The organism is Parabacteroides sp. APC149_11_2_Y6 (genome assembly GCF_054506995.1).
On the sequence record NZ_CP173709.1, the window covers coordinates 2,687,953 to 2,701,166 of the forward strand.

Here is a 13,214-nt window from a genome sequence, read left to right on the forward strand (position 1 = left end):
TCATTTATTCTTTTTCATTTTCATAAATATCAAAATCCACTCTCAAATCCTCTGGAAATATAGGTGTTAACATCTTTTTCATAAGTTGAAAGTACTCAGGTTCTTTTTCTACGAGTAAAAATCTACGATTCATTTGAAATGCTACTCTAGCAACAGTACCTGAGCCTGCAAATGGGTCTAGAACTAAATCATCCTCAAAAGAATAATATCGAATCACCCTTCTCACTAATTCATCTGGAAATGTTGCTGGATGTTTTTTGTTATGGCTAGGATGAATATTCCACAAATTAGTCCTATCATAATCTCCTGCAACTTTGGAATTTGTTACCAAATTTTGATCATAATGATTTCGAATATTCCAATCAATTAATTTATCCGTTCTTTTTCTATAAACTAGGATATATTCTGTAACAGGGACAGGCTTATATTGGAGAGGTTGTCTATCTGCTGCAAATCTTCTTCCTCTTCCAACATTCCATCCAGCTCCTTCTGGTTTTACCCACATAATATCGTCTATAAAATCAAAACCAACAGAATCCATTATCTTATGTACATCGAATGGAATTGGAATTCTTTTACTTGCAGAATTTCTTGAAACTCGTTTTATTAAAACAGGAGAAATATTTATTACAAAAAAACGTCCCTCTGATAATATGCTATGACAACGTGCAATAATCTTTCTTAAAAAATCAAGATATTCCTGATAGTCAAGATATTCTGAATATTCCGGCTTCGCATTGTAATAAGGGGGGGATGTTATTATTAACTGTGCAGTATCAGGAGGAAAATCATCTAAAACTTGAATACTATCCCCCAGTATTATTTTATTGGGTATTGGAGCAGGATAAAAAAGTTTTGCTTTATTTGAAACCTTTTCATTGTTTGCTTTCTCGCCCTCGTATTTATTTACCCTGTCAATTATGATGTCTTTTTTAGTGGAATCAACAACTTTGGTTACATCTCTATCTAGTTTAACTTCTCCAATAATAACTAATTTAGAATTCTTGGTATTAAGAGAGATTCTCCAAACATCTAATCTATCATCATATTCTGGCAATCCTAAAGTTATAAGATTAGCAAACTTAGGGAAAACAGACTTTACCCATTCGCTTGTTATCTTTCTTGCCCTGCTAGTTGTACCTTTTTCAAATTTCATTATAAGGAATCTATTCTATTGTAATGGTGCCAAAGATACTAAAAGTTTTGCTTCTTAGAAAGTAATCGTTTGCATATATAGCATTTTTTCAGCAACTTAGCATTTTCTATTCAATACACATATATTTTCTTTTTATATTTGTTAAATACCTTTCTTATGAAAAAGCTTAATAATACAATGCTTTTAGGAAGTTTACTCTTTTCGTAAGCATGAAGAAAGATGTCTTCAAAATCCCAAAGACCTGGTATTACTGTTCAGACTTGGAACACACCTTAGTTTAGTAAATATGAAAAGGATTATTATCGTTTAAATCCTCGTTTGGGCTTCTTCCTTTTCTTTAGTCGTTTTATGGATTGCTTTTCTTCGCTGTTGCTCAGTTCAGGAGTAAGCAGGCTCAATACAGAGGATAGATCCAGATTAGGAATACTACAGGAATGATTATTTTGTTGATTTACAGACTGTAAATTTTGTATATTGTTGTTTTGTTTGCTTTCAGTCAACTCTTTCACTTGCCTATTGACACATAAGTATGTCTGCACATCTACATTCATCTTGCTTTTATTGAATATTTGCCGTTCTTGTATGCTAAGTTGGTCGGATATACTGCCATTCTTCATGGTATTGGCATACTCAAACGATTCTGTTTGCTGGCGATTGTAACCAAACAGTTTATCAAAGCCTTGTTCTACCTGTTGGAAGAGGCTTATACGGTCAAAACCTCCAGTTACTGTTCCTTTCTTAGTATTCTTATGATTGGTAAGTGGTGACAACTTCTTTTTATTGGTTTGGTCTTTCCGGCTCACAATCAAATGACAGTGCATATTCAGTTCATTATCTGAACGGCTACGGTTAAAATGAATCTTTCCATAAAACTTTATATCCGAAGCGAATAGTTCTTTATTGAAGTTTTGGGCATATTCAGGAATAAACACCTCACGTATATAGCGTTTCATTGCTTCAGCTTGTTCTTGTTCTGTATTACCCATCGCTCGGAGTTCTCTCTCCGATGGACTGACATGAATAGCGTAAAACTTAGCATCTGTTTTAAGGAGTTGCCCGATATTACTATCTATATCCTTTATAACCTTTGACTTATAGATATTATCATCTGTCAGATTGAAAAAGCCTTCGGTATAGATACCCTTTCCCATCCGTTCTAAATCTTCATGTTCCATGTAATTAGCTAGCTGACGACAGCTTCCGGAATTATTATATGTTCCGTTTGATGGTGGGACAAAGTCGATGTGCATGACTCTATGTATTTATTAGGTTGTTGATTTCCGTTTTTAAGTTCTCTTTCCTTTTGCTATCCATCACACCACAAACGGATAGTTCCGAATAGAGTTGTATCAGGTGCAGTAACTTTTTATAATCCCGTTGGTGTATCTGGTAGAGTGCGTTAATTTGTTTGGATTGGTTGTTTATCACATCGGCATGATTGCAGAACTGCTCACTTAACTTCTTTAACACGGCTGTTTGTCTCTCCTGACTGGCATCCAGTTGAGAGAGAATAAGAGTTTCCAAAGTTTTACCGATAGCATCGAAACGCAAAGCGATAGAATTTGTTGCCCGTATCATGGGATTCAGTTGCTCTTCCTCATAGTGACGGATAAAGCGGATAATATCATCCTGTCTTTTATTTATTTTCGCCAGTTCTGATTTTACCGATTCAGGTGCTTCGGATGGATTGATATGTGCCTTATCTATATACCCGAACGCCAACTTTACAACTTCACTCTTTTTCAGTGAATAGCGTTTGCATATCTTCTCTACCAAAGCTGCCGTTTCCTTGTCTATGGAAATGGTGGTAAATATCGTTTTTCGACTGCTGTTTGGCATGGTAATTACTTTTTTATAGAAATGTGAATAGATAAATGCTTGATAATAAGCATTGAAAATAAAATGCTTATTACAGGTATCATTACAGCGTGTTCTTGTAACACGCTAAAGCCGAAGGCTTTGCCCCGCAGGGCAAGAGGGAAGAACAGGACTTGTCCAGTTCCCTCTTGCTCAATTTAGCGAAACGGGCTGAACCGACTGGTGAGCAGTTTCTGCTAAATTGTGGGGAACACAAGCAAAAAGATCATGTACTAATTTGCTTGTTTTTGCTTTTATGGCTGATTCTCAAATTGGTTATACTTTTCAAACTGTTTGTAACTTTGAGAATCTGCACGTTCTCGGACAAAAGCCCGGATGTCAGTGGCTCGATAGTAAATTTTGTGACCGATGTTGAAATAGGGAAGTACCCCTTTTGTTCTATAGCGTTGTATCGTTCTAAAAGATACTTTTAGCAAAAAAGCTAAATCCTGATTGTCGAGTAATTTTTCATTTTCATCCAATACCTGATCCGTATTGATGAGGGATTTCAAGTCTTGTCCAATCTCATTAAGTTTTTTGGATAGTTTCTCCATCCATTTTTCAAAATTTTCATTGTCTATATACATTTTGCTTCATTTTTAAATTAAACATTCAGATTTTCAATCGATTGATGAAGCAAAGTTCGACAGAATGAAGAAGTTTAAAAAGAGGAGTAGTTACCTACTCCTCGAAAAATAATTTTTAAAATCTTATAAATAAACAACTTACAAAATTATCTTTTTTTATCTTTCTGATTCTTACGTTTCCGGTCTTCTTTGATAATAGCATTTCGTAAAGCGTCCAATGTTTTGGTAAGGTTGTACTGCTTGCGGGCAAACACTTCGCTAACTTTATCATAAATACTACCGAATTTCAGATTGAAAAGCTGCTCAAAACCATGAGCCAAACGAATTTCTGGAACTGGCTTTCCATCTTCACCAACAATTTGTCCTTGTAGAAACAAGGCGATTACAATTTCTGCAATACCTATAATCCCCAAGTCTTTTGACTTAGGGATTACATACAGATCCGACTTGAATTCCGATGGAGTAGACAAATTAAACTGTTCGGGATGGCTGATTTTCAGATTGATTAATTGCAGTTCAGAATCAATCAAGGATAATGCTTTGTAGATGTATAGATTTTTAGACGCATTTCCCCCCCTGCCCGAATTGATATAACTCTTTTAGGGGTACTATCTCAATACGAGTGAGATTTAGCATCCGAAAGATATATGAGTAATCTTTTGAATTGCTAATTGTTACTATCTGCTTAATAAATTCTTCATAAGCATCTTTCATTTCCGTGTTAATTACTTCTTGTGAGGCATTAGCTAATAAGATGAAAAACCTCGTTTTTAATAAATCATTCATAGGCATGAATTTAAAATTGTGAATAAATCGTTTATATACTCAAAGTATTTGCTTTATATGCTGAATGATTTCTTATTCTGTTTATGATTACGTTTTATATTTAATATTGATGTACTTGTATTCTTTAAACAATATTCTTTTTCTTCAATCAATGCATCTCCTATCATAAGCTTTATTTAGAATTAATTCTTTCTGAACAAAATAGTTAGAAAAAGTGTCATGTGTATGCATATACTCATTAGGAGTGTAGCCGGTAAATTCCTTAAATTCTCTAACTAAATGCGATGCGTCAGAATAGCCGCATAGAAAAGCTAATTCATTAAGATTATTTTCATATCTTGCTTGTAGTATTGATAGCATTTTTTGAAAACGAATTATTCGAGTTAATAGCTTAGGACTAATGCCTATATCTTGAACAAATTTTCGATGGAATTGTCTGTGACAAAGATTAGATATGTTTGAGAGTTGAGTTATGGATACATTGTTATCTGATTCAATTTTTTGAATTACAATTTCATGGCTCAATTTGGGAGTGATTGATGAACTTAACTTTTTTAGAAGATAATATTCAATGATCTTGATACATTCCATATTGTCTTCTGCATCCATAACTGCTTCCTTCATCTCCATTAGCAATTTGTCATTAAAGCACTCTATAGAGATATTTTTATTGTAAAATTCTTCAATTGGAGTAGAAAGAAAAGATTGTGCACCTTGTGGTGTAAACAAAATAGCAACAATTTCTATATCTCCTTCAAACCTCAAATCCCAATAGCTGGACATTTGTCCTTCTACAAATGCTCTCGGCTGGAAATCGTTTAATAATGTTGAGAATACTTTGTTTTTCCTATAAAATATTAATTGCACACACCCTTTGGGTATATCTCGCTCAACGGTTTGAATGAGATAGTTTTTGGTGTACACCCAATAATATTTAATGAATGGTGTAAATTCAGAAGAAGGATATATAATTTTAAGTTCCATCACAACTACAAATATTAGCGATTCTTTTACCGCAAAAATATGAAATTTGCTCTATAAATGCATTGTACAAATCTGACTTTTGCATTTTTAGCTCAAAATTAGCACTACAGTGCATTGTTGTAAATGCACATTTTTCTTATATACTTCGTGACGCTTCATTTTCTACTGCACGATTTACGATAAAGATATGTCCTCTATGTATTATTGTACTCTCATTTTTTTATGATTCGGAAAGTCACTTAAGTATTTTATTGATTCATTATCTATCTCTTATTTTGTTAATGAAAAATAGAGTTTTATTTATTGGTTAAAGTGATACATTTGGAATTCTATATTTTTCCATTACAAAATAGGAAAATACCTGCTCTTTTCCAATAGAATATTCAACATTTTCAATAGTCTTATATCCTCTTTTAGAATAAAAGTTGAGTGCAGAAAGCGAGGCTTCTAAACATATATTATCATACTTAATAAATACTTTCTTTTCTAAGATATCCATTATTTTAGTACCATATCCTCGACCTTGATAGCCGGGTAATATGAATATCCGGCTAATTTCCTTCTCCTTGAATGTTCCAGTACCCACAAAAATATTTTCTTCGAAAAGCAGATAAATACACCCTTGCAAAATATCCTGTTTTATATTCTCTTTACTATGATAATCTAAAAGAAATTCTACTACTACTTGTGGGTAAAAAGCTGGAAATATTTCACTTATAGCACAACAAACTATTGTATATACAATATTCAAATCTTCTATGTCAGCTACTTTTATCATGCTATTGTTTATGTGGTCTATTATCTAAAGAAATTACGATCTTTCAGAATTTAAGTTGAACTTTGTCTACATATGGTTACTCCAATGCTCAATCTTATTAAGAACATCTGAGCATTGGATTTGACCTTTAGCAATTTCTGAAATATCGTTAGTCAAACTTTGCACCATCCAGCAATCACTGTATTCTTCCGGAATAGGAAAAGGAGCAGGATAGCCTAGTTGTCCTGCAAAAGGCTTAAAGCCAAATTTTGGGTAATAATTGTTATGTCCTAAAACGAAAACTAATTCAGCACCTTCCTCTTTAAGTCGTTTCAATCCGGTTCTGATTAAGAAGCCGCCCACTCCTTTGGCTTGATATTCGGGTTTTACTGCTAAAGGAGCAAGGATGTATGCTAATAGTTGTCTGCTCTGCCCTTTAATATAAACTCTTGAAAATAACACATGTCCAACAGGTATTCCATTGTAAAATGCCATCAACGACAAATACGGCTTTGCAGTAGGATCGGCTAGCATATCGACAACTAGCTCAGCTTCTCTATCATAGCCAAAAGCTGTTTTTTCTATTTCAATAATATCCTTAATATCAATTTCGGATGTTTCTCTTACTTTTACTTCCATAATTTTTATAAATTGTTAATTGTATATTGTATATTGTATATTGTATAACTATTGTGTGCATATAGGAATTTTTCAAGATGTTGCATAATATAAATGTGTATAATACTATTATAGAAAATATTTTCCTTCTATTTTAACGGCTGCATTTCCTCCTATCAGGACTTTATCTGCTATGATTTTCATTTTGACAATGTTATAATTATTGAGTTCGGCATTTTGCTCAATAGAAATTGCTTCTCCGTTCCATAGGTTATGTTTCAGCATATAATAGCCAAAAGCCGAATTACCCGAACCTGTTGCCGGATCTTCGAGGTATCCGAATTTAGGTGCAAACACTCTGGTTCGCGCAATATTAGTTTTATTGACTACATCGAATGTAAAAACAAGAATACTCTCTATTCCATTGGACAGGCAATATTCTTTTAACTCTAATTCGTTAGGATGTATTCCAATTACACATTTCAGGTTTTTAACAGGAATAATTAAGGTTCTAACTCCAACATCTATCAGATTAACAGAGTAATTTTTGTCAATTGCATCCATAGAAACTCCCAACTTGCAAACAATATCATCTAGCTTAGCAGAGAGAGTTAGATATTGTGGGGCAGGTGCTGTGATAAATACTGCATCCAACTGTTCAAGTTCGTTATAAACTTTCAATTCCCCCTTATTAGTTGTAATTGTTATTTCCGGCAAAAATCTTAATATCTCATTATTCTTTATCAATTCGGTTATACACGCAATTGTTCCATGTCCGCAAAATTGAACTGCACATTCTGAGGAATAGTATTTTAATTGGAAAGAGTTATCACTCTGGGGAGTACAAAATATAACCTCTGAAACAAAACCTTTTTGCTCTTTGGCAATAGATAACATTTCGATATCTGAAAGTTCTTGCCCTTCTTTCAGGTAAAAACAACCTGCAGGGTTTCCAACTGACTTCTTAAAAGAAAAAGCATTTATTTTTTTATATATGAATTCCTTCATCTGAATATGTTTTATTTAACATCCATATTAAGTATTTGGTATGATATAGCTAATAATATTACAGTTATTATATATCGTACTCAGTATAACCAATTTATATTTTTTCTACTGAACCTCCAATGGATTGTTTAGCGTGGCAAATATAAGCAAATCATATACTACTTGCATTGTATAAATCTGACATTTATGTTTGTTTTAAAGTCTTTGTTTATTGGAAATTGGATACCTTACTATGCCACTTTCAGACAATTTTAAAAACGGCTCTTGATTCTTCTTTCATTTGCCGATGAAAATAGAATCAACATGTTTTATAAATCATTAAAAAATGAAAGTATGGAAGTAGTAACCATTGAAAAGAGAACCTTTTCGTATGTCTGCGAACGGTTCACGGGGTTTGCCAAACGGATAGAAAGTTTGTGTAGCACTCATACACAGAAAGTAGAAAACTGGTTGGATAGTCAGGAAGTGGATAGTTTCCTTTCCATTGTTTCAGGGGTAACATCGTAATAAAATGGAATATATTCAAATCTTAGTTTCCCCTCTTCAATATAAAACCGGGCTTCTGCATCAAAGGCTACAGAACGAAAATTTCCTTCTGTAGAAGGCATATCTCTGTAAAGGAGTTGCTGTTCCTTCCATTTCAACTCATTATTTTCTATTCGAACATCGTAAACGCCTTGTACAACGGCTTCCATTTCAGGAGCAACAGTTGTTGTCGAGATCAATCGCATGTATCCGGTAAATTCATTGGTGCTTTTCCGTGCAGCCAGTTCATAATGAAAAACACTTATTCCTGTATAATCTTTCTTGATGCCAGAACACTTTCCATTTTTGTCCAAGAAATAGACTTTTTCTTTCGCTATAGTAGTCATATTGAAATGCACTCCATTTTCTGTAAGCTGTAGATAAGAAAACATTATTTGGTTGGAGTATACGTCTTTCAACTTTCCTTCATCAAGCAGGTAGGTAACATCATTCGTTTTTAGAATTTTGCCAAGTACCTTTTCTTTCAGGTATACTATTAGTTGCTCTTTCATACTTTTTGTTCTTGTCATTTTCGTTTCTTTATTAGATCAAACTGCACTTAAAACAATTTTATATATTCGAGAATGATCACCCCACGGATGATAACATTCTCCTATATATATAAAGCCAAAACGTTCATAATATGAAGTATGTTTAGTATTTAGATACAATCTTGTATACCCAATCGTGAGCGTATCTTTCTTTGCCTGTTCTATTAAAAGGGTTGCATAGTTGTTACCTCTATATTTTTTTCTATGAACAAAGCCGCTAGCTAAGGATATAAATCCATGCGAGAATTGAAATCATTGGTAATAAGACCTGCACATCCAATAATTTCATCATCTTTCATTAAAAGATACCATTGAGGAACAGGACTTTCTGTTGTGATGGAATGCTTTAGACAGTTGTCATAAACCATCTTTGTAGCACTGTTTGCTCATTTATTTTGAAAATAAGCAATAGCCCTTTCCAAATATAGAGGTGACTTTCGGAGTGAAATGACATTCATATGGTCTTTGTCTGTTTTATGTATCATAGTCGTTTCGGTATTTTGCTAATTAATAGGATTTTAGGTAAAATAAAATAAGCAATTATTAAATTAAAAACTCCAGCTATCATTAGAATAACACATATTATTTTTTCATTGCTTATTGAATGTATTTGAGTTGGATTATCGGGATTATACATTATGGCAATTTCATCTCCTGCAGTCATTAATGACGTATATATTCCTAAAGGCTTAGTGAATATTGTGTCTTTAACTACATAACTTACAGTAACTTCATAACGTGTTTTTGTTTTATTACGATAGCGTTCATGGTATTTTTCTATATTCTCAATTCTGGCTATTGTGGATATATATTCTTTATCTATTTTATTTAAATAAGCTATACCGATACCTCCACCGATAATTAATCCAAATCCGATGGCATATACGACTACACGAATCATTTTCTTTATGCGATTAATATCTTTCATAATTATTTTCTTTTAAATATAGTTTTCGTATTCAATAGAATTTCATCTTCTTTGCTAACAAATAGGATGATAATCTCCTCTAAGGGGGCAACAATTGCAACTACCATAGTAACATAAATACCTCCTTGAATATCTGCCCATAGCAACATTGGGAGAAAGAAAAGTAACAATCCGGACAATTTGTTAGCTAAAGTATGAACCATAATGAGTTGCTGATATTTGATAATTCCAAAAATGATCGTTAATGCTCGCAAAATAATAGTAATTATAAAACACTTAAAGTGATTGACCGATTCCGTGTGTTTTATAATTAAATAAGCTGTTAAAACTATATAAAGACAAAAGTCTCCAATAGAATCCAACTGTGCCCCCAAAGAAGATGGTGCATTGTATTTTCTAGCAATTATCCCATCTAAAATATCAGTTACCCCAGTTGTCAAGTAAAATCCGAAAAACCATAGGTTCTTCCAAATAGAAAAAACATTAGTATTGCTAATGCTATTCTGCTGACAGATAGAATATTGGGTATATATCTAACATTCAATGTACACATCAACTTAAAGTTATTTAGTAATTGCTTTTAATCAAATATTTATCCATCCATATTGAATGTTCAACTCTAAGATTTCCAGTATCGTTGTGCTTCTTTTCTAGCCAAAGCAATGAAAGCTACCGTAAAAGCATCCGCAATAATAGCGTCTGTTGCGCTTAATATGTCCTATTTAATAGGATAGCAATTATTTGCTGGAAGTACTATCCCTGAAATCAATAAGAATATATGGATATTTCAAACGTCTTTTTGTGTCTTATTCGATAAGTTTCCGATATATAATTTTCTTGTTAGGCACATCATATATTTCGATAATTGGGCTATCTTTTAAGTTGTGAACTTTTGTGTATTTTTCCAATGCGGGATAGATTTTAAACATAGCCATCAGTAGAGATGAACTTCCTTTATAAGGGAATTCAGTAATAAGAGTTTTTTGCGCAGGAAGCGTTTTTATTTTGTATTTACACTGCATGGACGATAATCTGATAGTATCTTTAGGCTCAATAACGCAACCTGATTCTGAACGCATTATATAGCCAATAACCGATTCATTCGTTTTAACCTTTTCTTTTACCTTCTTGGGATTGTCATAGAAGATGCCAATGCCTTTGTTAGTCTCGATTTTGAGTTCATTCAATAAATAATTGTAAATTTCATTGGTAACAGAAGGTGTTTGTCGATAATCCCCTGATACATCTTTGTAAACGATGGTTTCTCCACCTGACATTTCTATTTGGAACTTGACTTTTCTGAATCCTCCTAAGAAAGCGTAGATAGCAATTGCTGTAAATACGATGATTGATACAATGATAATTGTCATTTTCTTCATTTTTGATTTTAAAAGTAGGCGCAAAAATAGGGTAAAGAATATTTTTTTGATAGAAGAAAAAGGACATTTTTAGGCAAAGTGATGCAATCCGACATCTGGTGTCAGAAATTTGCAGGGCGTATAGCCGGAAAAAGCTTTAAATTCCCGGATTAGATGAGATTGATCACTGTATCCAAATTCTTGAGCGATTTGAGCAAAGTTGGGTGATTTTCCTATTTTTAAAGTGTTAAGAACTTTGTTAAAACGAATAACTCGCATAAATTCTTTTGGATTACACCCTATATAGTCTTGGAATACCCTCTTAAATTGCTTTGGACTTAAACACGAATCATCTGCTAAGGTTGTTAATTCAATATCAGATGTAGAATATATGGTATTTATAGAATTTTTTATTCTATCCAGATGAAGGGGTCTACTATTATATAGTTTCTTAAGGAGAAAGTTCTGAATAATATTTATATTCGTGTATGTATTTGGAGTATCTATTATACAATTACATAATTCTAACCATGATTTGTCTTCTATATCTTCTATAGATAATATTTGATTGTATATCTCATCCATTGGTAAGTTTAAGAAAAGTTTTGCTCCATACGGCTGAAAAAGAATGGATATATAGCATACTTCTCCACTTTCAGGTGTTAAATCTAAATAACTACTCATACTTCCACCTAAAAAGAATTGTGGGACATCAGTCAAATCGTTTTTTCTTTTTGTTTTACCAGTCTTGTAAATTATCAATTCGACACAACCTATAGGTATTACCCGCTGTGTTGCATAAAAAGGGCTATTTGCTTTCAATATTGTATATTGCTTCACATAAGCCTCCAAGTCGGGAGAAGGTTGTATAATATTGAAATCTTTGTACATAGTTTAAAAAGAGATTATCTTTTGAATTTATTTTCTTGTTTTATACTGAATTTGACTTAATGATGCAAATATAAGAAAATCATATGCATTCCCATCGTATGATTTCGGCATTTGTGTTTGTTTTAGATTCTTTATTTGTTGGCAATTTAATGCCTTACTATGTCACTTTCGGACAGTTTCGAAAACGGCTCTTGATTCTTCTTTCATTTGCTGGTGAATTTGAATCAACACGTTTTATAAACCTTTTAAAATTGAAAGTATGGAAGTAGTAACCATTGAAAAGAGAACCTTTTCGTATGTCTGCGAACGGTTCACTGAGTTTGCCAAACGGATAGAAAGTTTGTGCAATACTCATACCCAGAAAGTTGAAAACTGGCTGGATAGTCAGGAAGTATGTCTATTGTTAGGCTTTAGCAAACGAACACTACAATATTATCGGAGTAGCGGGCGACTGGCTTATTCCCAAATTGGCAGCAAGATTTATTATAAATCATCTGATATTGAACGAATTATTACAGACTGTAAAAAACAGAATCAATCACCCGAACAAATTACACCTTATGAAAAGAACTAAAGAAGATTATCCATCCTTCAACCTGTTCTCCATTGTCGGCACATGGGAAAGCGTTAATTTGAATCCTACGGTTATCATCAAGAGTATCTCCTTTCTATTATATATGTATCAGAAACGACTAAACAGGCTTCACCTGCTACTTATGAGATACAGAGAGAAGGTAGTCAGTATTTCATTGCCACTGCATCCAAACGGCTCTATGTAGATTATGATCCGGCAAAAGATGCACTTTGTATTTCATCGCTGGGTGACTATCTGCGCAACTAATCAACCATCTATCAATCTTTCAATAAAACAATATTTCAATCATGGAACTAATAAATAAAGATACCCCACAAGTTAAAGAATTTATTTCTTCGCTCGATTCGATGCTGAACAGTATTGAATCTATTGTCAAGTACTACAAGCCCCACCTAAACGGGGAACGCTTTCTTTCTAACCATGAAGTTTCTAAGAAGCTGAATGTCAGTCTACGAACCTTGCAAGAATGGCGAGATACAGGATTAATCCCCTTTATCCAAATTAAAGGTAAAATCATCTATCGCCAAAGCGATATTGATAAACTGCTCCAAAAACATTATTTTGAAAGCTGGAAGGAGTAAATAGGTAGTAAATCCCTACCAATCAACGAAAA

17 protein-coding genes and 3 pseudogenes are annotated in these 13,214 nt (G+C 33.2%); 4 read left to right on the forward strand and 16 right to left on the reverse strand.

Going from position 1 to position 13,214, the window contains the following annotated elements:
- Nucleotides 1-4 precede the first annotated feature (4 nt).
- The 10 genes from ACGE0T_RS11215 to ACGE0T_RS11260 form a co-directional block, all read right to left on the reverse strand.
- Nucleotides 5-1,156 (reverse strand): DNA-methyltransferase, encoded by a 1,152-nt coding sequence (locus ACGE0T_RS11215; RefSeq protein WP_459186736.1) that lies wholly within the window; start codon nt 1,154-1,156, stop codon nt 5-7.
- Nucleotides 1,157-1,455: 299 nt separating this feature from the next.
- Nucleotides 1,456-2,406, reverse strand: a complete 951-nt coding sequence (locus ACGE0T_RS11220) for a DUF5712 family protein (protein ID WP_459186737.1) — start codon at nt 2,404-2,406, stop codon at nt 1,456-1,458.
- Between the two features lie 4 nt (nt 2,407-2,410).
- Nucleotides 2,411-2,995, reverse strand: coding sequence for a BfmA/BtgA family mobilization protein (locus tag ACGE0T_RS11225; protein ID WP_459186738.1), 585 nt, complete (start codon nt 2,993-2,995; stop codon nt 2,411-2,413).
- Nucleotides 2,996-3,267: 272 nt separating this feature from the next.
- On the reverse strand, nt 3,268-3,600 hold the full coding sequence (locus tag ACGE0T_RS11230) for a helix-turn-helix domain-containing protein (RefSeq protein ID WP_459186739.1): 333 nt from the start codon (nt 3,598-3,600) through the stop codon (nt 3,268-3,270).
- 146 nt (nt 3,601-3,746) lie between these two features.
- Nucleotides 3,747-4,190 (reverse strand): hypothetical protein, encoded by a 444-nt coding sequence (locus ACGE0T_RS11235; protein ID WP_055230066.1) that lies wholly within the window; start codon nt 4,188-4,190, stop codon nt 3,747-3,749.
- Entirely contained in the window at nt 4,159-4,392 is a 234-nt protein-coding gene (locus tag ACGE0T_RS11240) for a hypothetical protein (RefSeq protein WP_459186740.1), read from the reverse strand. Before ACGE0T_RS11240 ends, ACGE0T_RS11235 begins: the two co-directional genes overlap by 32 nt.
- 138 nt (nt 4,393-4,530) lie before the next feature.
- Complete coding sequence (locus ACGE0T_RS11245) at nt 4,531-5,370, reverse strand: DUF6597 domain-containing transcriptional factor (RefSeq protein ID WP_459186741.1); 840 nt, start codon at nt 5,368-5,370, stop codon at nt 4,531-4,533.
- A 307-nt stretch (nt 5,371-5,677) separates the two neighbouring features.
- Nucleotides 5,678-6,148, reverse strand: a complete 471-nt coding sequence (locus ACGE0T_RS11250; protein WP_302436773.1) for a GNAT family N-acetyltransferase — start codon at nt 6,146-6,148, stop codon at nt 5,678-5,680.
- A gap of 66 nt (nt 6,149-6,214) precedes the next feature.
- Nucleotides 6,215-6,766, reverse strand: coding sequence for a GNAT family N-acetyltransferase (locus ACGE0T_RS11255; RefSeq protein ID WP_081030166.1), 552 nt, complete (start codon nt 6,764-6,766; stop codon nt 6,215-6,217).
- A 108-nt stretch (nt 6,767-6,874) separates the two neighbouring features.
- Nucleotides 6,875-7,753 carry a PhzF family phenazine biosynthesis protein gene (locus ACGE0T_RS11260; protein ID WP_459186742.1) on the reverse strand — a complete coding sequence of 293 codons (879 nt, stop codon included), beginning with the start codon at nt 7,751-7,753 and terminating at the stop codon, nt 6,875-6,877.
- A 333-nt stretch (nt 7,754-8,086) separates the two neighbouring features.
- On the opposite strand from ACGE0T_RS11260, the pseudogene ACGE0T_RS11265 reads away from it, so the two are divergent.
- Nucleotides 8,087-8,221 (forward strand): annotated as a pseudogene (locus tag ACGE0T_RS11265) (helix-turn-helix domain-containing protein); the annotation flags it as partial.
- Here ACGE0T_RS11265 and ACGE0T_RS11270 read toward each other — a convergent pair.
- From ACGE0T_RS11270 to ACGE0T_RS11295, 6 genes and pseudogenes are all read right to left on the reverse strand, one after another.
- Nucleotides 8,212-8,790, reverse strand: coding sequence for a hypothetical protein (locus ACGE0T_RS11270; protein WP_459186743.1), 579 nt, complete (start codon nt 8,788-8,790; stop codon nt 8,212-8,214). The pseudogene ACGE0T_RS11265 and the gene ACGE0T_RS11270 overlap by 10 nt on opposite strands.
- Nucleotides 8,791-8,826: 36 nt before the next feature.
- A pseudogene (locus tag ACGE0T_RS11275) lies at nt 8,827-9,287 on the reverse strand (GNAT family N-acetyltransferase).
- 23 nt (nt 9,288-9,310) lie between these two features.
- The gene (locus ACGE0T_RS11280; protein WP_302436776.1) at nt 9,311-9,757 is read right to left on the reverse strand and encodes a DUF3592 domain-containing protein; all 447 of its coding nucleotides are present in this window, start codon (nt 9,755-9,757) and stop codon (nt 9,311-9,313) included.
- 2 nt (nt 9,758-9,759) lie between these two features.
- Nucleotides 9,760-10,290 (reverse strand): CDP-alcohol phosphatidyltransferase family protein, encoded by a 531-nt coding sequence (locus tag ACGE0T_RS11285; protein ID WP_459190457.1) that lies wholly within the window; start codon nt 10,288-10,290, stop codon nt 9,760-9,762.
- A gap of 273 nt (nt 10,291-10,563) precedes the next feature.
- Nucleotides 10,564-11,136, reverse strand: a complete 573-nt coding sequence (locus tag ACGE0T_RS11290; RefSeq protein WP_459186744.1) for a hypothetical protein — start codon at nt 11,134-11,136, stop codon at nt 10,564-10,566.
- 69 nt (nt 11,137-11,205) lie between these two features.
- Complete coding sequence (locus tag ACGE0T_RS11295; RefSeq protein ID WP_055230086.1) at nt 11,206-12,006, reverse strand: helix-turn-helix domain-containing protein; 801 nt, start codon at nt 12,004-12,006, stop codon at nt 11,206-11,208.
- A gap of 259 nt (nt 12,007-12,265) precedes the next feature.
- Here ACGE0T_RS11295 and ACGE0T_RS11300 point away from each other — a divergent pair, with 259 nt between their 5' ends.
- The 3 genes and pseudogenes from ACGE0T_RS11300 (at nt 12,266) to ACGE0T_RS11310 (ending at nt 13,182) form a co-directional block, all read left to right on the forward strand.
- Entirely contained in the window at nt 12,266-12,580 is a 315-nt protein-coding gene (locus ACGE0T_RS11300) for a helix-turn-helix domain-containing protein (protein WP_055230088.1), read from the forward strand.
- Nucleotides 12,567-12,847, forward strand: a pseudogene (locus ACGE0T_RS11305) (DUF3876 domain-containing protein). The gene ACGE0T_RS11300 and the pseudogene ACGE0T_RS11305 overlap by 14 nt, the downstream one beginning before the upstream one ends.
- 41 nt (nt 12,848-12,888) lie before the next feature.
- Entirely contained in the window at nt 12,889-13,182 is a 294-nt protein-coding gene (locus ACGE0T_RS11310) for a helix-turn-helix domain-containing protein (protein ID WP_055230092.1), read from the forward strand.
- The last annotated feature ends 32 nt before the right edge of the window (nt 13,183-13,214 follow it).

Coding starts and splice junctions, on each gene's coding strand:
- ACGE0T_RS11215 (WP_459186736.1), bottom strand. CDS start 1,156: ATGAAATTTGAAAAAGGTACAACTAGCAGGGCAAGAAAGATAACAAGC.
- ACGE0T_RS11220 (WP_459186737.1), bottom strand. CDS start 2,406: ATGCACATCGACTTTGTCCCACCATCAAACGGAACATATAATAATTCC.
- ACGE0T_RS11225 (WP_459186738.1), bottom strand. CDS start 2,995: ATGCCAAACAGCAGTCGAAAAACGATATTTACCACCATTTCCATAGAC.
- ACGE0T_RS11230 (WP_459186739.1), bottom strand. CDS start 3,600: ATGTATATAGACAATGAAAATTTTGAAAAATGGATGGAGAAACTATCC.
- ACGE0T_RS11240 (WP_459186740.1), bottom strand. CDS start 4,392: ATGCCTATGAATGATTTATTAAAAACGAGGTTTTTCATCTTATTAGCT.
- ACGE0T_RS11245 (WP_459186741.1), bottom strand. CDS start 5,370: ATGGAACTTAAAATTATATATCCTTCTTCTGAATTTACACCATTCATT.
- ACGE0T_RS11250 (WP_302436773.1), bottom strand. CDS start 6,148: ATGATAAAAGTAGCTGACATAGAAGATTTGAATATTGTATATACAATA.
- ACGE0T_RS11255 (WP_081030166.1), bottom strand. CDS start 6,766: ATGGAAGTAAAAGTAAGAGAAACATCCGAAATTGATATTAAGGATATT.
- ACGE0T_RS11260 (WP_459186742.1), bottom strand. CDS start 7,753: ATGAAGGAATTCATATATAAAAAAATAAATGCTTTTTCTTTTAAGAAG.
- ACGE0T_RS11270 (WP_459186743.1), bottom strand. CDS start 8,790: ATGAAAGAGCAACTAATAGTATACCTGAAAGAAAAGGTACTTGGCAAA.
- ACGE0T_RS11280 (WP_302436776.1), bottom strand. CDS start 9,757: ATGAAAGATATTAATCGCATAAAGAAAATGATTCGTGTAGTCGTATAT.
- ACGE0T_RS11290 (WP_459186744.1), bottom strand. CDS start 11,136: ATGAAGAAAATGACAATTATCATTGTATCAATCATCGTATTTACAGCA.
- ACGE0T_RS11295 (WP_055230086.1), bottom strand. CDS start 12,006: ATGTACAAAGATTTCAATATTATACAACCTTCTCCCGACTTGGAGGCT.
- ACGE0T_RS11300 (WP_055230088.1), top strand. CDS start 12,266: ATGGAAGTAGTAACCATTGAAAAGAGAACCTTTTCGTATGTCTGCGAA.
- ACGE0T_RS11310 (WP_055230092.1), top strand. CDS start 12,889: ATGGAACTAATAAATAAAGATACCCCACAAGTTAAAGAATTTATTTCT.